Origin of the sequence: Variovorax sp. EL159 (assembly GCF_900100965.1) — a bacterium.
In the GTDB taxonomy this organism is placed as follows: domain Bacteria; phylum Pseudomonadota; class Gammaproteobacteria; order Burkholderiales; family Burkholderiaceae_C; genus Variovorax.
Map to the genome: position 1 here is coordinate 289,215 of NZ_FMUJ01000004.1, position 26,202 is coordinate 315,416.

The following is a 26,202-nucleotide window of genomic DNA, read 5'->3' on the forward strand; positions in this document are numbered from 1 at the left end:
ATGTACGGCGCATCTTCATTTGGTACAGCAGCGTTCGGCGCGATGCCGCTCGTGTGGCGTCTGATCTGCAACGTGTCGGGATCAGCGGTGGGCGCAGCAGCCATCGACGGTCAGGTCTCGGCCCTTGCGTCCGGAAGCGGCCTTGTGCCGCAAGCGGCAACGTTCGAAGGTGGCGTCTGTGCGCAGTTCGGCTCTTCGGCTGCCATTTCGATCTCAGCGCCGCTCACGCCGGCAGCAACGATCGTCCGAAACGCGATCGGCCTGGCAAATCAGGCCGTGGGTCTTGCAGCCGTAGGTAGCGCCTCCGGATTGTCAAGCGGATGCATGCCGGGTTCGGTGGCTCTTGTGGGCTATCGCATGAGGGCCTACGACCAGCAGTTTCCAGCGGGTATTGCGAACGGGTCGACGGTGCAGATCGGAAAGCGGTTCTATGTCTGGCGATCGAACTCGGGCCGCTGGCAGCCCAAGGGTTTGATGCTCTAACGGAAACAAGAGCAAACGGAGCTCTGTCGTACGGGCCTCCGTTTAGCGGGGGCGCCGCGCAGACCCCGGGATCGCGGATGGGTGTTCAAAGACTGAATATTGACAGATGAGTATCATTCTCATCTTCGTCGATCTTTTTCCCCTCCCCATGAATCCCCGAACGACCCTGCCCGCCGTCCGGCGCGTGTCGTGACTGCCTCCGTTCGCTACCGCCTCAGCGTGGCTTCGCGCGCCATCGCCGCCATCGCTGGCGGCTACGGCGTCGCCGCGCTCTCCGCTGCCGTGCTCGCGCTGTGCCTGCCCGCCGCCTTCGGCATGGCACGCAGCGAAGCCGCCATGACCGGTACGCTCGCCTCCTTCCTCGTCTTTGCGCTCGCCGTGTTGTGGGTCTTTGCCGCACGCTCGGCATGGCGCGCCTGGTCCGGCCTCGTCATCGCCGCCGTGCCGCTGGGCCTGCTCTTGCTGCTGCTCGTTCGAATCACCGGAGGCGGCGCATGAAGGAAGGTTTCCGCCAGTCGATGGCGTGGCTGCACACCTGGTCGGGCCTGTTGGTCGGTTGGGTGCTCTTCATGGTGTTCGCGGCCGGCACCGCTTCGTATTTCAAGGATGAAATCACCTTCTGGATGAAGCCCGAGTTGCACGCGATCGCGCAGACCTCGGCGCCTCAGGCGAAGACAGCCGAAGCCGCGGTGGATTTCCTGCAGCAACGCGGCGCGGATGCCCCGCGCTGGTTCATCACATTGCCGACCGAGCGCGAGCCGTCGACCAGCGTGCTGTGGCTCAAGCCACCCCCGCCGCCAGGCTCGGCGCCGGTCGAGCGACGCCGTCGTTTCGATCGCGCCATGCTCGATCCGGCCACGGGCCAGGCGATGACGGCAGCGCGCGAGACGCGCGGTGGCGAGTTCTTCTACCGCCTGCACTTCGACCTGCACTACATGCCCGCGCTGTGGGCGCGCTGGATCGTGGGCTTCTGTGCGATGTTCATGTTGGTCGCGATCTTCAGCGGCATCGTCACACACAAGCGCATCTTCAAGGACTTCTTCACCTTCCGTCCGAAGAAGGGCCAGCGTTCGTGGCTCGATGCGCACAACGTGACGGCGGTGCTCGCACTGCCCTATCACCTGATGATCACGTACACCGGCCTCGTCACGCTGATGTTCATGTACATGCCGTGGGGCCCGCAGGTGGCCTACAAGGACCGCGGCGGCGAGCAGGCGTTCTTCTCCGAAGCCTTCCCCGGTGGCGGTCGCGACCAGTTCAAGGCCTCGGGCAACAAGGCGCCGCTCGCGCCCATCGCGCCGATGGTCGCGCAAGCCTCCGCGCACTGGAACGGCGCGGCCGTGGGCCGCATCACCGTGCATCTGCCGAACGACGCGAATTCCGTGGTGTCGATTGCGCGCGCCGAAGGGCCGCAGCTGTCGTACGACCAACCATCGATGCAATTCAACGGCGCCACCGGCGCACTGATCGGCGCATTCGGCGACATGCCCAGGCCGGCTGCCGAAACACGCGGCGTGCTCTATGGGCTGCACATCGGCCGCTTCGCCGATCCGCTGTTGCGCGCGCTGTTCTTCCTCTCGGGCATCGTGGGTTGCCTGATGGTGGCGACGGGGCTTTTGCTGTGGGCCGTGAAAGAGCGCCAGAAGTTCGCCAAGACGCTCAAGCAGGGCGGGCGCATCGGCTTCGGGCTGCGGCTGGTCGATGGGCTCAACCTCGGCGCCGTGGCGGGGCTGCCGGTGGCGATGGCTTCGTTCTTCTGGGCCAACCGCCTGCTGCCGCTGGACGTGGCCGATCGCGGCGAGGCCGAGATCCGCTGGTTCTTCATCGTCTGGGGCGCGACGGCTGTGTTGGGCCTGCTGCGGCCGACGCTGCGCATGTGGCAGGCGCAACTCGCGCTTGGTGCGTTGCTGTTCGTGCTGCTCCCAGTGCTCAATGCGTTCACCGGCCCCGCACCGCTGACCGTGAGCCTGCGCTCGGGGCCGAGCGCGGTGGCGGGTTTCGATCTGGTCGTGATGGCGCTGGGCTTCGGGTTGGCGGGTGCTGCTTGGCTCGTCGAGCGCAAGCGCCGCAAGACCGCCGCGGCACAGGCGGCCAGGAAGCAACCGCCATCGGGGCTTGCCACTTCGGGCCAGGGCTCGTGATGTCGTGATGAATGCGTTGCTTTTTGGATCGGTGTTCACCGCATCGCTGGCCGGCTTCTGCGCATTGAGCCTCGCGATGGACCGGCACAGCGAAGACGTCTTCGGGCGCGGCAGCACGCCGGGGCCTTGGCGTCGCTGGCTGCAACTGGGCGGTGCGGCGCTGTTGTGCGTGTCGCTCGGTGCCAGCCTGCAGGCCAGCGGCCGCACGATCGGCTGGGTGCTCTGGCTGGGCTCGCTCACGGCGGCAGCGGTGGCCACGGTGGGCTTGCTGAGCTACGCGCCGCGCCGCTTTCACTGGATCGGATTCGCGGCGGCGGCCGTCGCGCTGTTCGGGCTGTTGCTCGTTGCCCTGCTCGCCTGACATCCAGTGAGGGCATGCAGCGCCTGCCCGCTCATCGTGCCTTCCACCGCTGTTGTATAGAGCCGCGCCACTTCGCGTGCCGGCGTTCCCTTCGGCCCCTGCAGGCCGAGCGCGTCCAGCGTTTCCTGCACCCAGCCGGGCGCCACCACGTTCACGCGCAGGCCGCGCGGCAACTCGGGCGCGGCTTGCGCCACGAAGGCTTCCAGCCCCGAGTTCGCGAGCGCGCCCGCGCTGCCGCCCGGTAGTACGCCGTCGAAGCGACCGCCCGTCAGCGTGACCGATCCGCCTTCGCGCAGGCGCGTCGCCGCGCGTTGCAGCAGCGCGATCTGGCCGAAGAGCTTGGCGTGCAGCGCTCGCGCCAGCCCTCCGTCCGACAACGTGCCGAAGGGCGCGAGCGGCACGCTGGCGGCGGTGGACACGATGGCGTCGATGTCGGGCACCGCATCGAACAGCGCATCGATGGTGGCCGGCGCATCGAGATCGACACACAACGGCGTGCCGTGGCGCGAAACCGCGATCACCTCATGGCGCTCGCCGAGTTCCGCCACCACGGCGCGGCCGATGGTGCCGCCTGCGCCGATCACCATCACCTTCCATCGCTTCATGCCGGGCGCCGCACCACGCTGCCGCCCGACAGCACGCCCTGCGTCATCGGCAGCGCCATGAAGTCGTGCGGAAAGCCCTTGGCGACGGTGCTCACGGCATCGAGGCGTTGCAGCGCATCGGCGTCGAGCACCACGTCGAGCGCGCCCAGGTTGTCCTCGAACTGCGCGAAGGTGCGCGCGCCGATGATCGGCATGACCGTCGGTGCCGTGCGATGCAGCAGCCACGCCAGCGCGATCTGCGCCGGCGAGCGGTCTTGCTCTTTCGCGATCTGCGCCACCACGTCGGCAATGTCGAGCGAGCGCGGCTGCAGCGCGCCGTTGCCGGCCGCCACGTCCTTGCGCGTGCCGGTCACGCCCGCTTCGGCGCTCTGCGTGTGGCCGAGGTCAGCGCGCGTGTACTTGCCCGTCAGCACGCCGCTGCCCAGTGGCGACCAGGCCATCACGCCCAGGCCCAGCTCGTGCGCCATCGGCAGCAGCTCGCGCTCCACGGTGCGCTCGATCAGGCTGTGCTCGATCTGCAGCGCCACCAGCGGTGCCCAGCCGCGCAGGTCGGCCAGCGTCTGCATGCGCGCGATCTGCCAGGCTGGCGTGTCGGAGATGCCAGCGTAGAGCACCTTGCCCGAGCGCACGAGGTCGTCGAAGGCGCGCATCACTTCGTCGATGGGCGTGAGGTTGTCCCAGATGTGCAGGTACAGCAGGTCGATGTAGTCGGTGCCCAGCCGCTGCAGGCTCGCTTCGACCGAGCGGATCATGTTGCGGCGATGGTTGCCGCCCGCGTTGGGGTTGCCCGGTTGCATGTTCAGCGAGTACTTGGTGGCCACCACGACCGACTCGCGCTTGCCGGCGATGAACTGGCCCAGCAGCTTTTCGGAGCTGCCGTTGGTATAGAAGTTGGCGGTGTCGATGAAGTTGCCGCCACGGTCCACGTAGGCGTCGAACATGCGGCGCGATTCGCCGGCGTCGGCGCCCCAGCCCCAGTCGCTGCCGAAGGTCATGGTGCCCAGCGACATCGGGCTGACGCGCAGGCCCGAGCGGCCGAGGGTGAGGTAGTTGTCGAGCTTCATGGTGAATGTCCTTTCGAGGTGCGGCGGCGCGGTTGCATCGCCAAGGCCTCGAAGGTAGTTGCGGCATTGCCCCGGAAAAAGCCCGCCGGGGCGAATGCTTTATGAAGCCAGTCTTCATAATGAACGCCATGTCACCCGAACTGCTCCCCGCCATCGCCGCCTTTGCCCGGGTGGCGCACCACGCCAGCTTCACGCGCGCGGCGCAAGAGTTGGGCGTGTCGCCTTCCGCGCTGTCGCAGACCGTGCGCGCGCTCGAGCAGCGCCTGGGCGTGCGCCTGCTCGACCGCACCACGCGGCGCGTGGGCGTGACCGAGCTGGGGCAGCAGTTCCTCGACGGCGCACGGCCGGGGCTTGCCGCGCTGGCGCGGGCGGTCGAAGGCATCGACGAGGCGCGCGACAAGCCCGCCGGCCTGTTGCGACTCAACGTCTCGCGCGTCGCGGCCGAGCTGCTGCTCTTTCCGCACATGGGCGATTTCGCCGACGCCTATCCGGACATCACGCTCGAACTGGTCTGCGACAACCGCATGGTCGAGCTGGTGGAAGGCGGCTTCGACGCCGGCATCCGCCTCGGCGAAAGCCTGGCGCAGGACGTGGTGGGTGTTCCGGTGGGCGGTCCGCTGCGCATGGTCACCTTTGCGTCGCCGCGCTACCTCAAGGGCCGCAAGCCGCCGCGCGTGCCCGAAGACCTGCGCGAGCACCGGTGCCTGAATTACCGCCTGACCACGGGCGGCCTCTATCGCTGGGAGTACGCGCAAGACGGCCGCGTGCTGGACATCGAACTCGCCGGCCCGCTGATCAGCAACGACAGCGAGGTCCTGCTTGCTGCGGCCCGCGCGGGTGCGGGCATTACGTCGGCCTTCGAGGGCGCGGTGCGCGACGACTTCGAGAGCGGCCGCCTCGTGCCGCTGCTCAAGCCCTGGTGGCCGACCTTTCCGGGCTTCTACCTGTACCACCCGAGCCGCGCGCAGATGCCGCGCAAGCTGCGGGTGTTCATCGACTTCCTGCAGGCGCGGCATGCGCCGCCGCCGGTATCGCAGCGCGCCGTCAAGCTCGCATCAGCGCCTCGATCTCGTCCGCCTTCACCGGCACGCCGCGCGAGATGAGTTCGCAGCCGGTGGCCGTGACGATCGCGTCGTCTTCGATGCGGATGCCGATGTGGTGGAACTGCTCGGGCACGCCGTCGGCGGGCCGCACATAGATGCCGGGCTCCAGCGTCAGCACCATGCCCGGATGCAGGATGCGGCTCGGCCGGTTCTTGATGACTTCGTTCGAGAGCGGATCTTTTCGCTCGCTCACTTCACCGACCTGCGTGGGCTCGACGTAGCTGCCGCAGTCGTGCACGTCCATGCCGAGCCAGTGGCCGGTGCGGTGCATGTAGAACTGGAAGTAGGCGCGCGAGTCGATCACGTCCTGCACGTTGCCGACCTTGTTGGCGTCGAGCAGGCCCAGGTCGAGCATGCCCTGCGACAGCACCTTCACGGCCGCATCGTGCGGGTCGTTGAAGCGGTTGCCGGCCTTGGTGGCGGCTGCGGCCGCATCCTGGCTTGCGAGCACGAGGTCGTACAGCGCGCGCTGCGGGCCGGTGAACCGGCCGTCGGCCGGGAAGGTGCGCGTGATGTCGCTGGCGTAGCCGTCGAGCTCGCAGCCGGCGTCGATCAGCACCAGCTCGCCCTTGCGCACGGGCGCGGCGTCGGCGCGGTAGTGCAGCACGCAGGCATTGGCGCCGGCCGCGACGATGGAGTAGTAGGCCGGGTATTGCGATCCGCCCAGGCGGAACTCGTGCAGCAGCTCGGCGTCGAGGTGGTACTCGCGCACGTCCTTGCCCTCGCGCAGCATGCGGGCCGACAGCTGCATGGCGCGGACGTGGGCACGCGCGCTGATCTGCGCGGCGCGACGCATGATGTCCTGCTCGTGCGCGTCCTTGAAGAGGCGCATTTCGTCGAGCGGGCCGCACAGGTCGCGCTGCTCCTCGGGGCACAGCGCGCCGTAGCGCACGCGGGCGCGCACCGACTGCAGCCAGCCGTCGACACGGGTCTCCAGGCCCTTGTGGATGGCGAACGGAAACCACACGGTCGCGCGGTTCTCCAGCAGCTTGGGCAGCCTGGCGTCGAGGTCGTTGACCGAGAAGGCCTCGTCGACGCCGAGCGTCGCAGGGGCCGCGTCGGGGCCGAGGCGAAAGCCGTCCCAGATCTCGCGCTCCATGTCCTTCGGTGCGCAGAACAGCGTGGCGCGGCCGTCGCCCGCCAGCACCAGCCAGGCGTTGGGCTCGGTGAAGCCGGTCAGGTAGTAGAAGTAGCTGTCGTGGCGGTACAGGAAGTCGGTGTCGCGGTTGCGCGCCCGCTCGGGTGCGGTCGGGATGATCGCGATGCCATCCTTGCCCAGTTGCGAGGCCAGGCGTGCACGGCGCTCGGCGTAGATCGTGGTGGTGTCTGCTGAGGTCATCTTGGCGTGTTCAGTTGGGCAAGCCGTTCGGGGGTTCCCACATCGGTCCAGGGGCCGGTGTAGAGCTCGGCGCTCACCAGTTCATTGTCCATCGCGGCGCGCAGGATCGGTGCCAGCGGGGCTTTGAGGCCGGCCGGGTTGCCGGGCGGGATGCTGCAGTACGGCGGCGCGAACAGCGCGGCGCGGTACAGGCCGATGGTCGAGAAGGTGAACTTCTCGGTGGCCGAATTGAGCGCAAGGCCCTCGGGCGACAGGCCGAAATCGCCCTTGAGGTTGTGCGCGGGGTTCGGCACCAGCCAAAGGTGCCCGAGCTTGCCGCTGGCGACGAAGTGATCGACCGATGCCTGCGTGAAGGCGAAACCGGGGGCAAACACATCGCCGGCCGCGACCCAGAACACATCGCCCAGCACCGGCAGCGCACGCACGATGCCGCCCGCCGTTTCGAGCGCGCCACCGAAGTCGCGGCCTTCTTCAGAATATGAAATCGACAGCGCCGGGTCGCCGTTCAATGACGGGTTCGGGCCGAAACGATTGGAAATCTGCGCGCCCAGCCAGTCGGTGTTGACCACCAGATCGGTGAAGCCGCCGGCGGCCAGCGCCTCCATCGGCCATTGCATCAACGGCTTGCCGCGCACCTCGAGCAGCGGCTTGGGCGTGGCGTCGGTCAGCGGCCGCATGCGCTCGCCGCGGCCGGCCGCCAGGATCATCGCCCGCACGGAGGTCGAAGTCATGCGCATGGGTCAGTCTTTTCGTGAAACACCGAGGAACCGGCTTTGCCGGGCCTCAGGTGTTGCCTCCGGCAGGGGGAAGGAGAAGCGACACGAAGTGCGCGAAGCCTGGGGGCGAGCTTCATTCACGCTGCGACGCGGCCGCGCTGCAGCTCGTTGCGTTCGCTGTGGCGGGGCTGGAACAGCGCGACCAGGCATTCCATCAGCGCGTGCGCCTTGGCTGAATGGTCGCCGCCGAAATTGCAGACGTACACGTCGAGCGTCACGCCGCGCTGCTCGGGCCAGGTGTGGATGCACAGGTGCGATTCGGCCAGCAGCAACGTGGCCGTCACGCCGCCCGGGCCCTTCGGCGTGGCCGGAAATGCGTGCACCAGCTTGCCCACCTCCTGCAGTCCGGCGGCCGAAACGGCCTTGGTGCAGACCGCCCCCAGGGCCGCGCCATCGGTGAGCCATTGAAGGCCGCATTGGCAGTCGTGGAGGTCGGCGGTGAGGTGCAGCCCATGCATGGGTGGCAACTCTAGCAGTCTGGCTGCCGCACAAGAACATCAGCGGGGTGTTGGGCCTGTATCGGCGCCGGCCCGGGCTCGCCCGGTAAAATCGCGGGTTCCCCCTACCCCCACCCACCCTTTTCCCCCGAAAGTCCCATGCCCATGGCAAACGAAGCCCTGATGGCCAACGCGATTCGCGCGCTGGCTATGGATGCCGTCCAACAAGCAAATTCCGGACATCCGGGTGCACCGATGGGCATGGCCGACATGGCCGTCGCACTCTGGGGCGACCATCTGCGCTACAACCCGGCCAACCCGCACTGGTTCGACCGCGACCGCTTCGTGCTCTCGAACGGCCACGCCTCGATGCTGCTGTACGCGGTGCTGCACCTCACCGGCTACGACCTGCCCATCGGCGAGATCAAGAACTTCCGCCAGCTGCACAGCAAGACCGCCGGCCACCCCGAAGTCGATGTGACGCCGGGCGTCGAAACCACCACCGGCCCGCTGGGCCAGGGCATCACCAATGCCGTGGGCTTCGCGCTGGCCGAAAAGCTGCTCGCCGCCGAGTTCAACCGCAAGAGCCATGACATCGTCGACCACCACACCTACGCCTTCCTGGGCGACGGTTGCATGATGGAAGGCATCAGCCACGAAGCCTGCGCCCTGGCTGGCGCCTGGCACCTGAACAAGCTGATCGCGCTGTACGACGACAACGGCATCAGCATCGACGGCCAGGTCAAGCCCTGGTACATCGACAACGTGGCAGAGCGCTTCCACGCCTATGGCTGGCACGTGATCGGCCCGATCGACGGCAACGACGCCAAGGAAGTGTCCAAGGCCATCGCCAAGGCCAAGCAATCGACCGACAAGCCCACGCTGATCAACTGCAAGACCGTCATCGGCAAGGGCAGCCCGAACCGCGCCGGCACCGCCAAGGCGCACGGCGAGGCGCTCGGCGCCGAAGAAATCAAGCTGACCCGCGACGCCATCGACTGGCACTACGCGCCCTTCGAGATCCCCGCAGACGTGTACGCCGACTGGGACCACAAGGCCGAAGGCGCGAAGACCGAAGCCGCCTGGAACGACAAGTTCGCCGCCTACGCCGCCGCGTTCCCTGAACTGGCCGCCGAGTTCACCCGCCGCATGAAGGGCGAGCTGCCCAAGGACTTCCACCAGGTCGCCTTCGACACCGTGGTCGCCGCCCACACCAAGGCCGAGACCGTGGCCAGCCGCAAGGCCAGCCAGCTCGCGCTCGAAGCCTTCACCGCCGCGCTGCCCGAAATGCTTGGCGGCAGCGCCGACCTGACCGGCTCGAACCTCACCAACACCAAGAGCACGCCCGCCCTGCGCTTCGATCCGAAGACCGGCGCCGTGGTCATGAACCTGCCGGCCGCCGAGCCCACCAAGCAAGCCGCCGAAGGCGAAGCCAAGCCCGAAGCCCCGGCTGAAGCACCGCACGGCACCATCGGCCGCCACATCAACTACGGCGTGCGCGAGTTCGGCATGGCGGCCATCATGAACGGCGTGGCGCTGCATGGCGGCTACATCCCCTACGGCGGCACCTTCCTCACCTTCAGCGACTACAGCCGCAACGCCATCCGCATGGCCGCGCTGATGAAGCGCCGCGTGATCCACGTGTTCACGCACGACTCCATCGGCCTGGGCGAAGACGGCCCGACCCACCAGTCGATCGAACACGCCGCCTCGTTGCGCCTCATCCCGAACCTGGACGTCTGGCGTCCGGGCGACACGGCCGAAACCGCCGTGGCATGGGCCGTGGCCCTGCAGAACCAGACGCGCCCGACCGCGATGCTGCTGAGCCGCCAGAACATCGCCTACGCACCGAAGTCGGAGCTGGGCGACATCAGCCGCGGCGCCTACGTGCTGTCCGAGCCGGAAGCCGTCGGCCTGAAGAACAAGAAGACCGCCGCCGTCATCATCGCCACCGGCTCCGAAGTGCAGCTCGCGCTGGCCGCACAGACGCTGCTGGCCGAAAAGAAGATCGCCGTGCGCGTGGTGTCGATGCCCTCGACCACCACCTTCGACCGCCAGGACCTCGCCTACAAGAAGGCCGTGCTGCCCAAGAAGCTGCCGCGCATCGCCGTCGAAATGGGCTGCACCGGCGGCTGGTGGAAGTACGGCTGCGCCGCCGTCGTCGGCATCGACACGTATGGCGAGTCGGCACCGGCACCGGAGCTGTTCAAGCATTTCGGATTCACGGCAGAGAACGTCGCTGCCACGGTCGAAGCCGCACTGCGCGACTGAGCCGCGGCAGGCGCTTCTTCTTCCCGTTCGTTCACAACAAGTTTTCAACCTTAGGAGCAAGTCAGATGGCTATCAAACTCGGTATCAACGGCTTCGGCCGCATCGGCCGCAACGTGCTGCGCGCAGCAGTGCAGAACTTCAAGAACGACATCGAGATCGTTGCCATCAACGACTTGCTCGAGCCCGAATACCTGGCCTACATGCTCCAGTACGACTCGGTGCATGGCCGCTTCAAGGGCGAAGTGACGGTTGAAGGCAACACGCTGATCGTCAACGGCAAGAAGATCCGCCTCACGCAAGAGCGCGACCCGTCGCAGCTCAAGTGGAACGAAGTCGGCGCCGACATCGTGCTCGAATCCACCGGCCTGTTCCTCACCAAGGAAACGGCGCAAAAGCACATCGACGCGGGCGCCAAGAAGGTGATCCTGTCGGCACCCTCGAAGGACGACACCCCCATGTTCGTCTATGGCGTGAACGACAAGAAGTACGCCGGCGAAGCCATCATCAGCAACGCCAGCTGCACCACCAACTGCCTGGCCCCGCTGGCCAAGGTGCTGAACGACAAGTGGGGCATCAAGCGCGGCCTGATGACCACCGTGCACGCTGCCACCGCCACGCAGAAGACCGTCGACGGCCCGAGCAACAAGGACTGGCGCGGCGGCCGCGGCATCCTGGAAAACATCATTCCTTCGAGCACCGGCGCTGCCAAGGCCGTGGGCGTGGTGATCCCCGAGCTCAACAAGAAGCTCACCGGCATGAGCTTCCGCGTGCCGACCTCCGACGTGTCGGTGGTCGACCTGACGGTCGAGCTGGTCAAGGAAGCCACGTACAAGGAAATCTGCGCCGAAATGAAGGCACAGAGCGAAGGCGCGCTCAAGGGCGTGCTGGGCTACACCGAAGACAAGGTCGTGGCCACCGACTTCCGCGGCGACCCGCGCACCTCGATCTTCGACGCCGAAGCCGGCATTGCGCTGGACGGCACGTTCGTGAAGCTCGTGAGCTGGTACGACAACGAATGGGGCTACTCGAACAAGTGCCTGGAGATGGTGAAGGTCGTGTCGAAGTAAGGCCTCGCGGCTTGAAAGAAAAAAGCGCCCTCGGGCGCTTTTTTCATGGGCGCTCCGCCGGCGCCCGAACGCCTCCTAGAATCGAATAACAATTTCTTACGAGGAGAAGCGAGTGATCGGAAAACTGGTTTGTATCGGCCTGGGCGCCTTTCTAATGGTTGGCTGTGCCCACAAGGCGGAGGTCGGGAGTACGTCGGCAGCGTACGAAGTGCGTCGCGACAGGGTTCAACAGACCAAGGCCTATGTTGCCGTGTCCGGCGATCTCGCGAATCTCGAGAAGGTCGTCAAGCCAGGACAGATCTGCGGCGCGCACAGCTACCCTCTCAGCGTGGGGCCCGCCATCAAGACCTCCATCGTGCGGACCGTCTCCGCGGCGCATCAGTCGGTGGTGCCGGTCCAGACTTCCAGCGAGTCCGGCAAGGATGGGGTCCTCTACACATTCGCGCTCGATGACTTCAATCCGCGGCTGCGTTTTCAGCCGGGCTTCTTCAGTGCCACGGCCGATGCAAGCGTGGAGCTTTCCATCAGAACCACCGCGGTGTCGCCCGACGGGCGAGAGCTCGCGACCACCACGGTTCGCGGCTTTGGCCAGGAGTCCGTCGAAGGCGACTGTCCCGTAGGCGCGGAAGCGCTGAGCAAGGCGACGGAAAAAGCGGTACGCGTGTCGCTCGAGAATTTCGTGGCCCGGGTGATCAACCAGCGCCTGGACTGAAGTCCTTGAACGAGAGGCTCAACGCAGCTTCTCGTTCTTGCGAATCTCACTGCTCAACTGCGACGTCAACCGCGCCGCAGCCCTTCGCGCGGCCAGCCCGAAGTCGCCCTTGAACTCGCCGAACTCCGCCGTGCCGTTGCCTGTGGCCCGCACCCGCGTGATCTCTGCGCCCGCCGCATCGGTCACCACGCAGGAGACCTCCGCCGTGAACGACGTCGGCGGCCAGCTGATCCACGATGACGAACTCGAGTCGGTCTTGATCTGCGGCGTGAACACCAGGGACACCCCTGCCGCCTCGTTCGCCTTCGCGTCGCCGGCGGTACGCAGCACCACCACGTCGCGGTACACCGCGCGCAGCGCATCGCGGATCGACTTCTCCAGATCGCGATACGGGTAATAGCTCACACGATCGCCGCTGCCACCGGGCGTGATCACCTCCACATCGCGCAGGGCATCGGTCATCACGTAGGCCACCTTCTTCGGGAGCAGGTGCGCCTGCGACCGTGGTGGCGCGGTCTCGGTGATCATCGTGATCGGGTGTACGCAGCCTGCAAGCAAGGCCATCAACGCGGCGGCGGACGCCAGCCGCACCGTTGCCGAAAGAAGAGAAGACCCCATCGCCATTCGTGCCTCCGGACCTGTGTGGCGTCAGCGGCCGATGGCGGCTGCGAACTGCGGATCGGCATACACCTCCCGCAGCAGGGCGCGCACCAGGCGCGGGTAGGCCGCCTGCCCGGCGGGCACGGCCACGATGCTGGCGTAGCTCGAATCGAAGGCGGTCTGTGCGCGATAGGTCTTGCGCAGGCGCTGCGTGGCGTCGCGCGTGACGGTCACTTCGACCTCCATGCGCCCGGTGCCGTTGATGACGCCGAGATCGATGTCGTTGACCAGGATTCGCGCCGCGATGCGTGTCGGCGCCTTCGCGTCGTAGGCCGAAATCTCGCCGAGGTCACGCATCAGCGCGTCTTCGAGGTACTGCGCGAAGCTGCCGCTGGGCGACACCAGCTTTGCGCGGCGCAGGCTCAGCGTGTTGATCTTGTCTTGCGGATCGGTGGGCTGGACCTTGGCCACGGCCGCCATGCCCGGGCGGGTCGCTTCGAGCCGGTCGAGCATTTCGTAGTCGGCCGCATAGGGCGGCGCCATGAGCGGGGCGCAACCGGTGCTCAGGACGGCCGCTGCCAGAACGCTGGATGCGATGTAGAGTGCGCGCGGGCGGAAATCATGCGAACGAAAGATCGCCATGCCTGTGGTCCCTCAGCGTGATGCCTGCTCCCCGGCGCGAGGGTAGCAGGCATCGCGCCGCGCGCGAAGGCCGGCGTCAGACCGGCTCGAGCACGTGAATCAGCTTGGCCGCCGTCAGCTCTTTCGTCTTCGCGCTGTGCGCTGTCATGTGCGGTGCGACCGCATGCGCCTGCAGGTGCGCCAGCGTCTCCCACTTCTCGATCACGACGAAGGTGTCGGGGCCGAAGCTGGCCTTCGACGGCGGAATGCCCTGGGCATCGACCGTGGCGCCGTATTCGATGCAGCCTGCTTCGGCGAGCACGGCCGCGCGGTTGGCGGCGAAGGCTTCGAGCAGTGCGGCGCGCTGGCCCGGCTTGGCGGTGATGACGGCAACGACGTGGATCATTGAAAAAGTCTCCGGTGCAGGTGAGTGAATGAATCGATGTACGGATCGATGGATGGATGGCCGTCGTCGAATCTAAGAGATTCGGCGCTTGCGCGTGGGTCCGGTCCGCGACAACCGCATCGCCCCTTCGATTCGCGACGCGCCCCTATCATCGCGCGCATGTTCTTCCCGCTGCCCCGCACGGCCACCGCACCCTTCTGCCCCTCCGAGGTGAAGGGCAGCGTGGCGGTGCCGCAGGAGCTGCCCTTCTTCAGGAAGCTGCTGCGCTACGCGGGCCCGGGGCTGCTGGTGTCGGTGGGCTACATGGACCCGGGCAACTGGGCCACCGACATCGAGGCGGGCTCGAAGTTCGGCTACGGCCTGCTCTTCGTGGTGCTGCTGGCAAGCCTTGCGGCCATGCTGCTGCAGACGCTGTGCGTGCGGCTCGGACTGGTCACGCAAAAGGACCTGGCGCGTGCCTGCCGCGCGCATTACTCGCCACGCGTCAACCGCCTGCTGTGGCTGGGCGCCGAGCTGGCCATCGTGGCCTGCGACCTCGCCGAAGTGCTGGGCAGTGCGCTGGCGCTGCACCTGCTGTTCGGCGTGTCGATCCCGGTCGGCATCGCGATCACGGCCTTCGACACCTTGCTGGTGCTGGGCCTGCAGGGCGCAGGCTTTCGTCGGGTCGAGGCCATCGTGCTCGGGCTGGTGGGCACCATCGCGGGCTGCTTCATCGTCGAGCTGGCGATGGCGCCGCCCAACTGGTTCGGCGTGGCGATGGGCTTCGGCCCCAGCCTGGAGCGGCTGCAGCAGCCGGGCGCGCTGTACCTGGCGATCGGCATCGTCGGCGCCACGGTGATGCCGCACAACCTGTACCTGCATTCGTCCATCGTGCAGACGCGCTTGATCGCCGACACCGACGCGGCCCGGCGCGAGGCGGTGCGCTTCTGCACGCTCGACGCGGTGGTGTCGCTGTCGCTCGCGCTGCTGGTCAACGCGGCGATCATGGTGCTGGCGGCCAGTGCCTTCCACGCCACGGGCCACCGCGAAGTGACGGAGATCGACGACGCCTACCGGCTCATCGAGCCCGTCGTCGGCAGCGCGCTCGCGGCCACACTGTTCGGCATTGCGCTGCTGGCCTCGGGGCAAAGCTCGACCTTCACCGGCACCATCGCGGGCCAGATCATCATGGAAGGCTTCCTGGACCTGAAGATCCCGTGCTGGCAGCGCCGGCTGATCACGCGTGCCCTGGCGCTGGGCCCCGCCTTCCTGGGGGTGTGGTGGTTCGGCGACGGCGGCGTGGGCAAGATGCTGGTGCTCAGCCAGGTGGTGCTGAGCTTCCAGCTGCCGTTCGCAATGTGGCCGCTGATCCGCTTCACCAGCAGCCGCGCGTTGATGGGCGGCTTTGCCAACGGGCCGTTGCTCAAGGGGCTGGCGTGGCTGCTGTTCGGTGTGATCAGTGCGGCCAACGTATGGCTGGTGGGGTCGGTGCTCGCGGGCGGCGGCTGAACGGGGTTCGGTCAACCACCGTAGGCACAGTTACCCGGCAGACACACACGAGCCCCGCAACGGCCCCGCGCAGGCCATAGGATCGGGGCTTCCGCACTACCCGCGATCCCGCCATGTTCATCGTCACCCTCACCTACATCCGCCCGCTCGAAGAACTCGACGCGCTGATGGACGCGCACCTCACCTGGCTCAAGAAGCACTACGCGAGCGGCCTGTTCGTGGCCTCGGGTCGACAGGTGCCGCGCAAGGGCGGCGTGATCCTGGCGCGGTCGGGCGACCGCGAGGGGCTCGAAGCGGTGCTGGCGCGCGATCCGTTCGTGCAGAACGGCGTCGCGCGCACCGACGTGATCGAGTTCATTCCCAGCATGACCGCCTTGAGCGTCGAGGTGCTCAAGACGTTCTAGAAGGCGCGCCCGGGGCCTGTCGGCCCTGCTTAGGCCGGCACTTCCTCGCGCCCGCCCGGATGCCGGGCAAAGCGCGCCGCGTCATGCGCGTGCACCGGCGCCGAATCGTCCCAGGGCCAGCCGCCGAACTGGGTGCGGCGGTAGTCGGCCATGGTCTGGCTGATCTCGGCCTGCGTGTTCATCACGAAGGGGCCGTACTGCACCACCGGCTCGGCGATCGGGCGGCCCTGCAGCACCAGGAACTCGCTCGCCTCGTCGCTGCCGTTGGCCATTTCGATGGCTGCATTCGCGCGCAGCTCGATGGCGGCCGGGCCTTCCACGCGCTGGCCGGCGATGTGCGCCACCGCACCCTTGAAGAAGTACAGCATGCGCCGCGTGCCCCCGCCTGTGGCGGCGGGCAGCGTCCATTGGGCGCCGGGCGTCATCTTGATCGTCCAGATCGCCACGTCGGCGTCGGCCTGCGAAGCCCATGAATCGGGCGGCGGTGCCAGCGGCTGGATCGGGTCCTGGCCGTTCGCGCCGTCGTCGAGCTTGCCGGCGATCACCGCGACGTCGGTGCGGCCGCCCTTGGCGTCGTCGGAGGCAAAACGCGGGATGGCGTCCGACCAGAACATCGTGAAGTGCGGCTCGGCCATCTTGTTGCGGGCCGGCAGGTTGAGCCAGATCTGGAACAGCTCCAGCGGGTTCGGTGCGCCCGTGTCGAGCAGCGGGAACATCTCCGAATGCACGATGCCCTTGCCGGCCGTGAGCCACTGCACGTCGCCGCCGCCGAAGCGCGCGGTGGCGCCCAGCGAGTCGGAGTGATCGACCAGGCCCTTGCGCACGATGGTCACCGTCTCGAAGCCGCGGTGCGGGTGCGAGGGGAAGCCCGGCACCGTGTCGCCGTGGTACATGCTCCAGCCGTCCTTGCGGCTGAAGTCCTGGCCGATCTGGCGGCCGGCCAGCGAGGCCTCGGGGCCCATCTGGCCGTTGGCCTTCGGGTAGGCGTCGTCGTGGTAGACGCAGAACAGGAACGGGTCGATGGTCTGCCACGGAAAACCGAGCGGTGCGACCCGGACGATGGGGTTCTCGGGGCTCTTGTTGTTGTCGGACATGGGGCTATTCCTTTCCAGGTGGGGCGCGGCCGATGATGCCGTGCCAGTGGAAGGAATATCGGGGCGCCGCCGCCTTCCGGTAGGCGCCGTCCTTGCAACAGTGAAGAGCGCGTATGGAACGATGGGCATCGTTCGGGTCTTCAGCCGCGTGGCGTTGTTTACGGGTTCTGATGGGTCACGATGGCGCTCGGGTCCATGTACGCCAGCTCCCACAGGTGGCCGTCGATGTCCTGGAAGCCGTGGCTGTACATGAAGCCGTAGTCCTGCGGCTCGCGCGGCGTCGTGCCGCCGGCGGCCACCGCCTTGGCGACCAGCGCATCGACCTCGGCGCGGCTCTCGCACGACAGGCACAGCAGCACTTCGGTGCTCTTGCTGGTGTCGGTCAGGCTCTTGGTGGTGAAGGTCTTGAAGAAGTCTTCGACCAGCAGCATCGCGTGGATGCTGCCCTCCTGGATGACCATGCACGCGGCGTTGGCGTCGGTGAATTGCGCATTGAAGGTGTAGCCCAGCGCGGCAAAGAATGCCTTGGTCTTTTCGAGGTTCTTGACGGGAAGGTTGACGAAGATCTGCTTGTTGGCCATGAGGTTGTCCTGTGGGGATGAAGGTGGATACGGTGGGTGTTTCCGATGTGTTGTGTACACCGTCCACAAAAGATATCAAAGAAAATGGACGGCGTCCACATGATTTTTCAGGCTGGCAGTTTGGCCAGGATTCCGGCCAGCGCGATCGTGCTGCGGTCTTCGCCGTACGGCCCGACGATCTGCACGCCCAGCGGCAGCCCTTCCGCGTTGCGCCCCGCCGGCGCGACCGTGGCCGGCAGGCCGCCCAGGCTCGCCAGACTGGCCCAGGCGCCCTGCGCGCCGTAAGGCGTGGCGCGGCCATCGATGGCGAGCGTGCGCTTGCCCCAGTCGGGCTCGGTCACGTGCGCAAAGGCGGCGCAGCCGAAGACGGGGCACAGCACCGCGTCGAACGCCTCGAACAGCACGCGCAACTGGGCCCGGATGCGCGTGCGCGTGGCGAGGAGGTCGAACCATGCGCGCAGCGGCATCGACGTCTGGCCGCCCGGCTCGGCGTGGGCGAGCACCGTCTGCACGATCTGCTGGTAGGTGTCGTTGATCTCGGCCAGATCGGGCAGCAGATCGCTCGCGTGGGCGATTTGCGCACCGGCCTTCGCGAGCCGCTGCCCCGCGGCATCGACGGCGGCGCGCACCTCGGCGGCCACGGCGGCTTGTGGATGCGATGTCACGACCAGCACCCGCCAGTCCTTCGCAGATGCGTGGCGCGCCGCGGGCAGCGCCACGCGTGCGTCGGCGGCGCGCGCGGTGTCGGGCCCGGCCAGCACATCCAGCGCCAGGCCGAGGTCTTGCGCGCAATGCCCGATCGGCCCGATCACCGAAGGCAGCTCTGCCGGCGACTCCTGCGTGCCCGGAAATGCGAAGCCGCGCGTCGGCAGCAGGCCGTGGCTCGGCTTGTGCGCGTACACGCCGCAGAAGGCCGCGGGAATGCGCAGCGAGCCCATCAGGTCGGTGCCCAGTTCGAGCGCGACCATGCCCGTGGCAATGGCCACCGCGCCGCCGCCCGACGATCCACCCGGTGTGCGCCCCGCGTCGAGCGGATGCACCGTGCGGCCGTAGAGCGGGTTCGCGCACTGCCAGTCGGCCAGTGCCGGCGGCACGTTGGTCTTGCCGAGGATCACCGCGCCCGCCGCCTTCAGCCGCTGCACCGCCACCGCATCCTGCGTCGGCACGAAATCGCGAAACGGCGGCAGGCCCCAGGTGGTCGGCAGGCCGGCGACGTTGAACGCCTCTTTCACCGTCATCGGCACGCCGAGCAGCGGCCGGCGTTCGCCGCGCGCCAGCGCCGCATCGGCTTCGGCCGCCTGGTGGCGGGCCCGGGCGAAATCGCGTACCGCTACCGCGTGGAGTGCGCCATCGAGCGCCTCGACGCGGTCGATGGCCGCCTCGCACAGCGCTACAGCGCTCACCTGCCCCGCCGCCAGTGCCCGCGCCGACTGCGCGGCACCCGCGGACAGAAGATCGACCGGGTTCGTCGCTGCCGCCATCACTGTCGTCGCCATGATGAATCTCCTTCTTGCCGCTACTGCAGCGGCAGATACAGGTGCGTGCGCAGCCGCGCCTCGGGCGTGTTGCGCGGATCGTCCAGGTAGAGATCGAAACCCGGCACATCGCGCGTCGCGTAGCCGGTGGCCGGCAGCCAGTGCCGGTAGATGGCCTTCCACATCGTGTGAAGGCCGGTGTAGGGCCCCGTGTGCGTGAACACCGCGTAGGGCCCTGCCGGCAGATGCCACCACGCGAGGCTGCCGCCCAGCGCAACCTGCGGCTGCGCCGGCTCGCCATGCCCGTCGGGCAGCGAGTGGCCGAACAGCGCGCCCACCAGGATGCGGCAGTCCGCGTCTTCCGGGCCTTGCGGCTCCTCCGGCATCGTGGCGATGGTGTGCGTGACCTGCGCCGCGAGCCCGCCCGTCAGCAGCGCGGGCCACAGCTCGCCGAACGCCTGCTGCGCCGCGCGCATCATCGTGCCCTGCGTCATGCCACGGCCGGTGGTGGTGAGCGCGTCGAGCGCGGGCGCCTCGACCCAGCGCGGTTGCAGCGGACGCATGTCCGCTTCCGCCAGCGCCCCGTTGCCATCGGGAATGTGGCGCTGCGCAAAGAACCGCGCCCATGCCGGCTCGCCGCCGTCGCGTATGGCGGTCGGCGTCGTGCCCAACTCGCGCCGCATCGCCTTCGCCAACGCCTGCGCCGATTCGAAGCCCACCGCCTGCGCCGCTTCGAGCACCGGGGCCGAGCGCCGCGCGGCCAGCAGCTCGCAGGCGCGCCGCAGCCGCCGCCACGTCACGTAGCCGCCCACCGTCAACCCGAAGTACGCATGGAACACGCGATGGAAGTGATGCCGCGACATCGCCGCCTGCCGCGCCAGCAGGTCCGCGTCCAGCGCCGCGTCGAGGTTCGCTTCCACATGCGCCGCCGCGCGCGACAGCAGATCGAGATAGCGCACCGAGGCCTTTGCGGCACCAACTGGGGCCGTGGCAGCGAACGGAGGCGGCGTGGGTGTCGGCATCGGCATGCGGTCATTCTGGCGATGGCGGGCGGGGATGGCGTGTCCCGGTGTGCTCGATGCGGCCCGCGTTGCATGAGGGAAAAAAGACGGGGCATCATGGCCGCCATGGAAATCGAGTTCAAGTTCTGCATTCCCGCCGGCCGCCTGAAGGCCGTCGAGGCCGCCCTGCGGCGCGGCACCGTGGTCCGCACCCGCCTTCAGGCCCGCTATTTCGACACCGCCGACCAGCAACTCGCCGCGCACGGCATGGTGCTGCGGCTGCGCAAGGAAGGGCGGCGCTGGGTGCAGACCGTCAAGGCCACGGGCGACAACGCGCTGCACCGGCTGGAGCACAACGTCGACCTGGGCGCGGCCGGCGCGGCGCCCGGCATCGACCCGCTGCGCCACCTGGGCACGCCCGTCGGCGAGCGCCTCGCCAGGCTGCTGGCCGATGGCGCCGTGCCGCTGGTCGAACGGCAATCGACCGACATCGTGCGGCTCACGCGCGACGTGCGCGTCACCGGGCCCGGCGGCGCGGTCGTCGAGATGGCGCTCGACGTCGGCAAGGTCGTCGCCCATGCGGGCACGCCCGAGCAGCGCGAATCGCCCGTGTGCGAGCTGGAGCTGGAACTCAAGCGCGGCGACGTGCAGGGGCTGGTGTCACTCGCGCGCCGCTGGTCGCAGCAGCACGGACTGTGGTTCAGCACCGTCTCGAAGGCCGAACGCGGCGCGCGCCTGCTGGCCGCGCAAGACTGCGTGCCCGCCATCAAAGCCGAGGCCCCCCGCTTTGCCGTGCAGCACCCCGACGGCCGCGCCATCCAGCAGGCGGTGATTGCCTCCTGCCTTGCGCAGATGCTGCCCAACGCCAGCGAGATCGCCGCCGGCAGCACCGACGAAGAGCAGGTTCACCAACTGCGCATCGGTATCCGGCGCCTGCGCACCGCGCTGCGCGAACTGGCGGGGCTCGATGCGGCCTCGGGCCTGCTCGATGCGAGCGGATGGGAGCCACCGTTGATCGATGCCTTCCGCGCGCTCGGCGCCCTGCGCGACCGCGAACAGGTCGTGAAGCTCGCGCAGCCGCAACTGCGCGACGCGGGCGCGCCGGACTTCGACCCGCTGGCCGGCGACGACGCAGCCGCCCATGCGCCATCGCCCGGCGATGTGGTGCGTGCGCCGGCGTTCCAGAACGTGCTGGTGTCGCTGATCGGATTCACCGCCGCAGGACCGGAAGAAGCCGCACCGGCGAGCGGCACTCAAGAGGAAGCGGTCGAAACCACCCCATCAGCTCCTCGTCCGATGAGTGCCGACGCGGCCCGTCGCCTGCTGCGCAAGCGCCTGCAGCAACTGCACAAGCTGGCCGTGCGCGACGGCGCGCGCTTCGAGGCGCTGGACACCGAAAGCCAGCACCGCGTGCGCAAGCGCCTCAAGCGCCTGCGCTACCTCGCCGAATTCGTCGCGCCCTTGTTCGAGGCGCAAGACAAGGGCCGCGACAAGGACGCCGCGGAGCGCTACCTGAAAGCGCTGCGCCCCGCGCAAGACGCGCTGGGCGAATTCAATGACGAAGCCGTGGCGCTGGCCCTGTATCGCGAGGCCACGGCGCGCGATGCACGTGCGTGGTTCGCCGTGGGCTGGTTCAGCGCGCGCCACGCGGCTGGCGCGAAGGCCTGTCGCAAGGCCCTGGAGAAGATCGAAGGCGCACAGCGGTTCTGGAAGAAGAACTGAGGAGCGGCGGCCCCAGGGCGCAAGGCCCTTGCTGTCTCGGTGATGTCAGTGATGGTGCCCGTGCGCCCCATGCACGTGCCTGTGTTCGATTTCCACCGGCAGCGCCGCGCGCACGTCCGTCACCTGCAGGCTGAAGCGCAGTGCCTTGCCGGCCCACGGATGGTTGCCGTCGAGCAGCACGACCGGGCCCTTGATCTTCGTCACCGTGAACACGTGCTGCGTGCCGTCGTCCAGCCGCCCCTGCAGCTGGCCGCCGACCTTCACGCCCGGCGGAAATTCGGTCTTGGGGATGGTGCGCACCAGCGCCTCGTCGCGCTGACCGAAGGCGTCCTCGGGCGAGAGGTTCAGCGTGGTCTGGAAGCCCTTTTCCTTGCCATCGAGTGCTTCCTCGATCTTGGGCAGCGTGTTCTCGTAGCCGCCATGCAGGTAGGCCATCGGCTCGGGGCTGGCTTCGATGAGCTTGCCCTGCGCGTCCGAGACTTTGTACTTGATGGTGACGACGGTGTCTTTTTCGATTTTCATGGGGTCGCATTTTCAGTGGAAACCGAAAAGGCGCTGGCGGCTAGGCTTTCCACGGCGGGGTGGGCTCCTGCAGCACATCCATCTGGCCCAGCTTGCCGATCACGGTGTCGATGAAGGTCGACACCGCCAGCGGCAGGTGCTTTCGGCTCGGGTAGACCACGCTCAGGCCCCGGCCGGTGTACTGGTACTGCGGCAGCACCGGCACCAGCAGGCCTTCCTGCTCGTCGCGCGTGGCCATCGACGGCGGCAGCTGCGTGATGCCCAGCCCGGCCAGCGCCGCCTTGCGCAGCGCCTGCGCGGTGTTGCCGGTGAAGCGGCCCGTCACCTGCACTTCTTCTTCCTCGCCATCGGGGCCGGCGAGCCGCCAGGTGGTGTGGCCGGTGGGGTGCGGCGGGGTCACGCAGTCGTGGTTCACCAAATCCTGCAGGCTGGCGGGCTGGCCGCGCCGCGCGATGTAGGCGGGGCTTGCCAGCAAGCCGCCGCTGCGCGTGGCCAGCCGCCGGCCGATGTAGCCTGAATCGCGCAGCACGCCGCCACGGAAGGCCACGTCGATCCGCTCGGCGATCAGGTCGGCGGGGGCGTCGCTGAGCACGAAGTCGAGCTTGACCAGCGGATGGGCCGCAAGGAAATCCGCGATCCATTCCATCGGGAAGAAGTCGAAGAAATCCGCCGGCGCGGCCACCCGCACCAGCCCGCTCGGCGCCTGGCCGCCCGCCACCAGTTCCTGCCCCGCCGCGACCAGCCCGTCGACCGCGCCGGCGCAGCGGTCATGAAATTCCTGCCCCGCACTCGTCAGGGTCAGCTTGCGCGTCGACCGCTGCATCAACCGGGTGCCCAGCTGCGCCTCGAGCTGCTGGATGCGCCGGCTCACGGTGTTGGGCGGCAGGCCCAGGCGCCGGCCTGCCTCGGCAAAGCTGCCGTGGCGCACCACCTGCACAAACATGGCGATGTCGTTGAGGTCGAGCATGGCGGGTTGATTCCTTCGAAATTTGGACGAGTGCAATCCGACTCTACCGTCTAGTCGATCAGTGGGTGCGTGCCTAACCTTCTGCCCATGACTTCTTCAACATCCCTTGCCTCCCCCACCCAGCGCCGCATCGTCTGGGGAGTTCGCATTCTTCTGGCGCTGGCTTTCGGCGCGGCCGGCGCATCCAAGCTGGCCGGCGTGCCACAGATGGTCCAGGTCTTCGATGCCATTGGCTTCGGCCAGTGGTTCCGCTATGTGACCGGTCTGGTCGAAGTCGGCGGTGCCGTGCTGCTGCTCGTGCCGGCGACCGGTTTCCTCGGCGGTCTGCTGCTGGCCGTGACGATGGTCTGCGGCGTGGCCACGCACCTGGTGCTGATCGGCGGCAACCCCGCGCCGGCGGCGGTGCTGGCGCTGCTGTCGGGCTTCGTCGCCTGGCGCCTTCGTCCCGTGTCCCGGCTGGCCGTCACGGCGGCCTGACCTCTTTCTTTCAATTTCTTGGAGCACCCCATGACCCAGCAACAACAACCCCGCATCGGCATCATCCTCGGCTCGACCCGCGAGGGCCGCTTCGGCGAAAAACCCGCGCAGTGGATCCACGACATCGCGAAGCAGCGCACCGACCTCGCCTTCGAACTGGTCGACCTGCGTGACCATCCGCTGCCCTTCTTCAACGAGGCCGGCGCGCCCGCCTGGGGCCCGGTGAAGAACGAGGCCGCGCAGCGCTGGCAGGCCAAGCTGGCCACCTTCGACGGCCTGGTCGTCGTCACGCCCGAATACAACCACGGCCCCAGCGCGGTGCTGAAGAACGCGATCGACTGGGCCTACAAGGAGTTCGTCCGCAAGCCGATCGGCTTCGTGGGCTACGGCGGCGTGGGTGCGGCGCGGGCCGTGGAGCAGCTGCGGTTGGTCGCGGTCGAGATGCAGATGGCCCCGGTGCGCAACGCCGTGCACATCGGCATGGTCGAGTTCATGGGCATCTGGCAGCAGGGCAAGACCTTTGAAGACTTCCCGCACCTGGCGCAGGCCGCCAAGGGCATGCTGGACGACATCGCGTGGTGGGCCAAGGCGCTGAAGACCGCGAGGGAGGCCGCATGACCACCGCCACTGCAACCGCAACCGGCACGGCGACCGGCACCGAGGCCCGCGCCATCGTCTACCGCACGCGCGGCTCGAAGCACGGGGCGATCACGCGGCTCGTGAGTCCGGGCGACCTGGGCGAGTTCCTCAAGCCCTTCGTGTTTCTCGACCTGTTCGGCTTCAACACCGAAGGCGGCCACAAGGGCTTCGGCCTGCATCCGCATTCGGGCATTGCCACGCTGACCTGGCTGATCGAGGGCGACACGCTCTACGAAGACACGACCGGCGAACAGGGCGTGCTGCTGGGCGGCGGCGTCGAGTGGATGCGCGCGGGCAACGGCGTGTGGCACACCGGCGCACCCGCGCCGGGCGTCCAGCGCGTGGAGGGCTTCCAGCTGTGGGTGGCGCTGCCGGCCTCGGAAGAGAACGCACCGGCCCAGAGCATCTACCTCGCGCCCTCGCAGGTGCCGAAGGAAGGCCCGGCGCGCGTGCTGCTCGGGCGCTACGGCGCGGCGCAAAGCGCCATCCCGGCACCGTCCCCCATGAACTACCTGGCCGTGCAACTGAAGGACGGCGAACACTGGCGCTACACGCCGCCCGCCGGCCACACGGTGGGCTGGGTCGCGGTCAACGCGGGCCGGCTCGGCGCGGGCTACAGCGCCGGTGGTCCCGTCGGTGCCGGCGAGCTGGCGGTGTTCGAGGAATCGGACGCGGCCCTCGACTTCGTGGCGCATGGCGACACGTCCTTCGTGCTGGGCTCGGCGGTGAAGCATCCGCACGAACTGGTGATGGGCCACTACTCGGTCCACACCAGCCGCGCGACGCTCGACCAGGGCGAGGCCGAGATCCGCCGCATCGGCGCGAAGCTGCGGCAGGAAGGGCGGCTCGGCTGACGCTGGCTGGCGCAAGCCCCCTGGCGCGGCCCTTCAGGTGCCGCGCCCCAGCGTCTCCTGCAGGAAGGCGATGAAGCTTTCCAGCTTCGGCGGCATGTGGGTGTCGGGCAGATGCACCACGTGCACCGGCCACGTGGGCGCCGGCCAGTCGGGAAAGAGGCGCACGAGCTTCCCTGCCTCCAGGTCGTCTTTCAGCATCAGCTCGGGCTGCAGGATCACGCCCAGCCCCGCGAGCGCAGCCTCGCGCAGCGCCATGCCGCCGTTCACGTCGAGCCGGCCACGCACGGTGATGCGCTCGGCGCCCTTGCCGTCGGGCCGCGGAAAGCGCCAGTCGCGCTCGGGCCCGGTGGCGAACAGGAAGGCCAGGCAGTTGTGCTGCGCCAGGTCGGCCGGTACCTGTGGATGCCCGTGGCGCGCCAGGTAGGCGGGCGACGCGCAGGCCACGCGCGGCGACGGTCGCAGCGGCCGCGCGATCAGGCCCGAATCGGGCAGCTCGCCCGCGCGGATCGCGGCGTCGAAGCCGTCTTCGGCGAGGTCGACGAAGCGGTCGTTGAGCGACAGCTCCACCTGCACGTCCGGGTAGCGGTCCAGGTAGCTCGCGAGCACCGGCACCAGCGCCCGCGTGCCGTAGGTGACGGGGCAGCTCACGCGCAGCCGGCCGCGCGGGCTGGCCTGCATCTCGCGGGCGTCGAGTTCGGCCGAATCGACCAGCGCGAGGATCTCCACGCACCGTGCGTGGTAGCGCTTGCCAAGCTCGGTCAGGCTCTGGCGGCGCGTGGTGCGGTTGATGAGCCGGCCCTTCAGGCGCCGCTCCAGTTCGCGCACGTGGTTGCCGACCATGGTGGGCGTCATGCCGCTGCCTTCGGCGGCGGCGGCGAAGCTGCCGCGCTCGACCACGCGCGCAAACATCGCCATGCTGGTGAGGCGGTCCATTCGCAAGCCTTGTTAAGGAGTGATCGAAGAGTTGGCCCGTTTATCAAACAAGCGTGCGG

The 26,202-nt window shown here is 68.2% G+C and carries 29 protein-coding genes; 14 read left to right on the forward strand and 15 right to left on the reverse strand.

Features of this window, described 5'->3' with window-relative positions:
* From BLQ28_RS32675 to BLQ28_RS18445, 4 genes are all read left to right on the forward strand, one after another.
* Nucleotides 1-483 carry a hypothetical protein gene (locus tag BLQ28_RS32675; protein ID WP_143012511.1) on the forward strand — a complete coding sequence of 161 codons (483 nt, stop codon included), beginning with the start codon at nucleotides 1-3 and terminating at the stop codon, nucleotides 481-483.
* A 189-nt stretch (nucleotides 484-672) separates the two neighbouring features.
* Nucleotides 673-981, forward strand: a complete 309-nt coding sequence (locus BLQ28_RS18435) for a DUF3649 domain-containing protein (protein ID WP_093242432.1) — start codon at nucleotides 673-675, stop codon at nucleotides 979-981.
* Nucleotides 978-2,624, forward strand: coding sequence for a PepSY-associated TM helix domain-containing protein (locus BLQ28_RS18440; protein ID WP_093242434.1), 1,647 nt, complete (start codon nucleotides 978-980; stop codon nucleotides 2,622-2,624). The genes BLQ28_RS18435 and BLQ28_RS18440 overlap by 4 nt, the downstream gene beginning before the upstream one ends.
* A 7-nt stretch (nucleotides 2,625-2,631) precedes the next feature.
* A complete protein-coding gene (locus BLQ28_RS18445) occupies nucleotides 2,632-2,985 on the forward strand; it encodes a DUF3325 domain-containing protein (RefSeq protein WP_093242437.1) in 354 nt (117 codons plus the stop codon).
* Here BLQ28_RS18445 and BLQ28_RS18450 read toward each other — a convergent pair.
* Both BLQ28_RS18450 and BLQ28_RS18455 read right to left on the reverse strand, forming a co-directional pair.
* Nucleotides 2,916-3,590 carry a short chain dehydrogenase gene (locus BLQ28_RS18450; protein WP_093242438.1) on the reverse strand — a complete coding sequence of 225 codons (675 nt, stop codon included), beginning with the start codon at nucleotides 3,588-3,590 and terminating at the stop codon, nucleotides 2,916-2,918. The two genes, BLQ28_RS18445 and BLQ28_RS18450, sit on opposite strands and share 70 nt — an antisense overlap.
* Complete coding sequence (locus tag BLQ28_RS18455) at nucleotides 3,587-4,654, reverse strand: aldo/keto reductase (RefSeq protein WP_093242441.1); 1,068 nt, start codon at nucleotides 4,652-4,654, stop codon at nucleotides 3,587-3,589. Before BLQ28_RS18455 ends, BLQ28_RS18450 begins: the two co-directional genes overlap by 4 nt.
* A gap of 128 nt (nucleotides 4,655-4,782) precedes the next feature.
* Here BLQ28_RS18455 and BLQ28_RS18460 point away from each other — a divergent pair, with 128 nt between their 5' ends.
* Nucleotides 4,783-5,757, forward strand: coding sequence for a LysR family transcriptional regulator (locus BLQ28_RS18460; protein WP_093242443.1), 975 nt, complete (start codon nucleotides 4,783-4,785; stop codon nucleotides 5,755-5,757).
* Here BLQ28_RS18460 and BLQ28_RS18465 read toward each other — a convergent pair.
* The 3 genes from BLQ28_RS18465 to speD all read right to left on the reverse strand — a co-directional run bounded on the left by BLQ28_RS18465 (nucleotide 5,699) and on the right by speD (nucleotide 8,330).
* Nucleotides 5,699-7,096, reverse strand: coding sequence for an aminopeptidase P N-terminal domain-containing protein (locus BLQ28_RS18465; RefSeq protein ID WP_093242445.1), 1,398 nt, complete (start codon nucleotides 7,094-7,096; stop codon nucleotides 5,699-5,701). The genes BLQ28_RS18460 and BLQ28_RS18465 overlap by 59 nt on opposite strands.
* Nucleotides 7,093-7,803 (reverse strand): nucleotidyltransferase family protein, encoded by a 711-nt coding sequence (locus tag BLQ28_RS18470; RefSeq protein WP_093243412.1) that lies wholly within the window; start codon nucleotides 7,801-7,803, stop codon nucleotides 7,093-7,095. Before BLQ28_RS18470 ends, BLQ28_RS18465 begins: the two co-directional genes overlap by 4 nt.
* A 146-nt stretch (nucleotides 7,804-7,949) precedes the next feature.
* Nucleotides 7,950-8,330: an adenosylmethionine decarboxylase gene (gene speD, locus BLQ28_RS18475; protein ID WP_093242447.1), complete on the reverse strand. Its 381-nt coding sequence runs from the start codon at nucleotides 8,328-8,330 to the stop codon at nucleotides 7,950-7,952.
* Between the two features lie 144 nt (nucleotides 8,331-8,474).
* Here speD and BLQ28_RS18480 point away from each other — a divergent pair, with 144 nt between their 5' ends.
* From BLQ28_RS18480 to BLQ28_RS18490, 3 genes are all read left to right on the forward strand, one after another.
* Complete coding sequence (locus tag BLQ28_RS18480) at nucleotides 8,475-10,580, forward strand: transketolase family protein (RefSeq protein ID WP_093243414.1); 2,106 nt, start codon at nucleotides 8,475-8,477, stop codon at nucleotides 10,578-10,580.
* Nucleotides 10,581-10,645: 65 nt separating this feature from the next.
* Nucleotides 10,646-11,647: a type I glyceraldehyde-3-phosphate dehydrogenase gene (gap, locus tag BLQ28_RS18485; RefSeq protein WP_093242450.1), complete on the forward strand. Its 1,002-nt coding sequence runs from the start codon at nucleotides 10,646-10,648 to the stop codon at nucleotides 11,645-11,647.
* Nucleotides 11,648-11,759: 112 nt separating this feature from the next.
* The gene (locus BLQ28_RS18490; protein ID WP_093242452.1) at nucleotides 11,760-12,359 is read left to right on the forward strand and encodes a hypothetical protein; all 600 of its coding nucleotides are present in this window, start codon (nucleotides 11,760-11,762) and stop codon (nucleotides 12,357-12,359) included.
* A gap of 18 nt (nucleotides 12,360-12,377) precedes the next feature.
* Here BLQ28_RS18490 and BLQ28_RS18495 read toward each other — a convergent pair whose 3' ends face one another.
* The 3 genes from BLQ28_RS18495 to BLQ28_RS18505 form a co-directional block, all read right to left on the reverse strand.
* Complete coding sequence (locus BLQ28_RS18495; RefSeq protein WP_256327359.1) at nucleotides 12,378-12,983, reverse strand: hypothetical protein; 606 nt, start codon at nucleotides 12,981-12,983, stop codon at nucleotides 12,378-12,380.
* A gap of 24 nt (nucleotides 12,984-13,007) precedes the next feature.
* A complete protein-coding gene (locus tag BLQ28_RS18500) occupies nucleotides 13,008-13,601 on the reverse strand; it encodes a hypothetical protein (protein WP_093242456.1) in 594 nt (197 codons plus the stop codon).
* Nucleotides 13,602-13,677: 76 nt separating this feature from the next.
* Complete coding sequence (locus tag BLQ28_RS18505) at nucleotides 13,678-13,986, reverse strand: putative quinol monooxygenase (RefSeq protein WP_093242458.1); 309 nt, start codon at nucleotides 13,984-13,986, stop codon at nucleotides 13,678-13,680.
* Nucleotides 13,987-14,145: 159 nt separating this feature from the next.
* On the opposite strand from BLQ28_RS18505, the gene BLQ28_RS18510 reads away from it, so the two are divergent.
* Together BLQ28_RS18510 and BLQ28_RS18515 are read left to right on the forward strand one after the other, a co-directional pair.
* A complete protein-coding gene (locus BLQ28_RS18510; RefSeq protein ID WP_093242460.1) occupies nucleotides 14,146-15,474 on the forward strand; it encodes an Nramp family divalent metal transporter in 1,329 nt (442 codons plus the stop codon).
* 113 nt (nucleotides 15,475-15,587) lie between these two features.
* The gene (locus BLQ28_RS18515; protein WP_093242462.1) at nucleotides 15,588-15,878 is read left to right on the forward strand and encodes a YciI family protein; all 291 of its coding nucleotides are present in this window, start codon (nucleotides 15,588-15,590) and stop codon (nucleotides 15,876-15,878) included.
* A gap of 29 nt (nucleotides 15,879-15,907) precedes the next feature.
* Here BLQ28_RS18515 and BLQ28_RS18520 read toward each other — a convergent pair whose 3' ends face one another.
* The 4 genes from BLQ28_RS18520 to BLQ28_RS18535 form a co-directional block, all read right to left on the reverse strand.
* Nucleotides 15,908-16,972 carry a pirin family protein gene (locus BLQ28_RS18520; protein WP_093242463.1) on the reverse strand — a complete coding sequence of 355 codons (1,065 nt, stop codon included), beginning with the start codon at nucleotides 16,970-16,972 and terminating at the stop codon, nucleotides 15,908-15,910.
* Between the two features lie 158 nt (nucleotides 16,973-17,130).
* Nucleotides 17,131-17,553 carry a VOC family protein gene (locus tag BLQ28_RS18525; protein ID WP_093242465.1) on the reverse strand — a complete coding sequence of 141 codons (423 nt, stop codon included), beginning with the start codon at nucleotides 17,551-17,553 and terminating at the stop codon, nucleotides 17,131-17,133.
* Nucleotides 17,554-17,660: 107 nt separating this feature from the next.
* Nucleotides 17,661-19,049 carry an amidase family protein gene (locus BLQ28_RS18530; RefSeq protein WP_256327360.1) on the reverse strand — a complete coding sequence of 463 codons (1,389 nt, stop codon included), beginning with the start codon at nucleotides 19,047-19,049 and terminating at the stop codon, nucleotides 17,661-17,663.
* 20 nt (nucleotides 19,050-19,069) lie between these two features.
* On the reverse strand, nucleotides 19,070-20,056 hold the full coding sequence (locus BLQ28_RS18535; protein WP_093242467.1) for an AraC family transcriptional regulator: 987 nt from the start codon (nucleotides 20,054-20,056) through the stop codon (nucleotides 19,070-19,072).
* 90 nt (nucleotides 20,057-20,146) lie between these two features.
* On the opposite strand from BLQ28_RS18535, the gene BLQ28_RS18540 reads away from it, so the two are divergent.
* A complete protein-coding gene (locus tag BLQ28_RS18540) occupies nucleotides 20,147-21,751 on the forward strand; it encodes a CYTH and CHAD domain-containing protein (RefSeq protein WP_093242469.1) in 1,605 nt (534 codons plus the stop codon).
* A 45-nt stretch (nucleotides 21,752-21,796) separates the two neighbouring features.
* Here the strand turns inward: BLQ28_RS18540 and BLQ28_RS18545 are convergent, their stop codons facing one another.
* Together BLQ28_RS18545 and BLQ28_RS18550 are read right to left on the reverse strand one after the other, a co-directional pair.
* Nucleotides 21,797-22,273 carry an FKBP-type peptidyl-prolyl cis-trans isomerase gene (locus tag BLQ28_RS18545; protein ID WP_093242471.1) on the reverse strand — a complete coding sequence of 159 codons (477 nt, stop codon included), beginning with the start codon at nucleotides 22,271-22,273 and terminating at the stop codon, nucleotides 21,797-21,799.
* Nucleotides 22,274-22,313: 40 nt separating this feature from the next.
* Nucleotides 22,314-23,240, reverse strand: a complete 927-nt coding sequence (locus BLQ28_RS18550) for a LysR family transcriptional regulator (RefSeq protein WP_093242473.1) — start codon at nucleotides 23,238-23,240, stop codon at nucleotides 22,314-22,316.
* Nucleotides 23,241-23,327: 87 nt separating this feature from the next.
* Here BLQ28_RS18550 and BLQ28_RS18555 point away from each other — a divergent pair, with 87 nt between their 5' ends.
* The 3 genes from BLQ28_RS18555 to BLQ28_RS18565 are packed head-to-tail and all read left to right on the forward strand — an operon-like array spanning nucleotide 23,328 to nucleotide 25,210.
* A complete protein-coding gene (locus tag BLQ28_RS18555; RefSeq protein WP_093242475.1) occupies nucleotides 23,328-23,717 on the forward strand; it encodes a DoxX family protein in 390 nt (129 codons plus the stop codon).
* A gap of 30 nt (nucleotides 23,718-23,747) precedes the next feature.
* A complete protein-coding gene (locus tag BLQ28_RS18560; protein WP_093242476.1) occupies nucleotides 23,748-24,335 on the forward strand; it encodes an NADPH-dependent FMN reductase in 588 nt (195 codons plus the stop codon).
* Complete coding sequence (locus BLQ28_RS18565; RefSeq protein WP_093242478.1) at nucleotides 24,332-25,210, forward strand: pirin family protein; 879 nt, start codon at nucleotides 24,332-24,334, stop codon at nucleotides 25,208-25,210. Before BLQ28_RS18560 ends, BLQ28_RS18565 begins: the two co-directional genes overlap by 4 nt.
* Before the next feature lie 33 nt (nucleotides 25,211-25,243).
* Here the strand turns inward: BLQ28_RS18565 and BLQ28_RS18570 are convergent, their stop codons facing one another.
* Entirely contained in the window at nucleotides 25,244-26,143 is a 900-nt protein-coding gene (locus tag BLQ28_RS18570) for a LysR family transcriptional regulator (RefSeq protein ID WP_093242480.1), read from the reverse strand.
* Nucleotides 26,144-26,202: the final 59 nt, after the last annotated feature.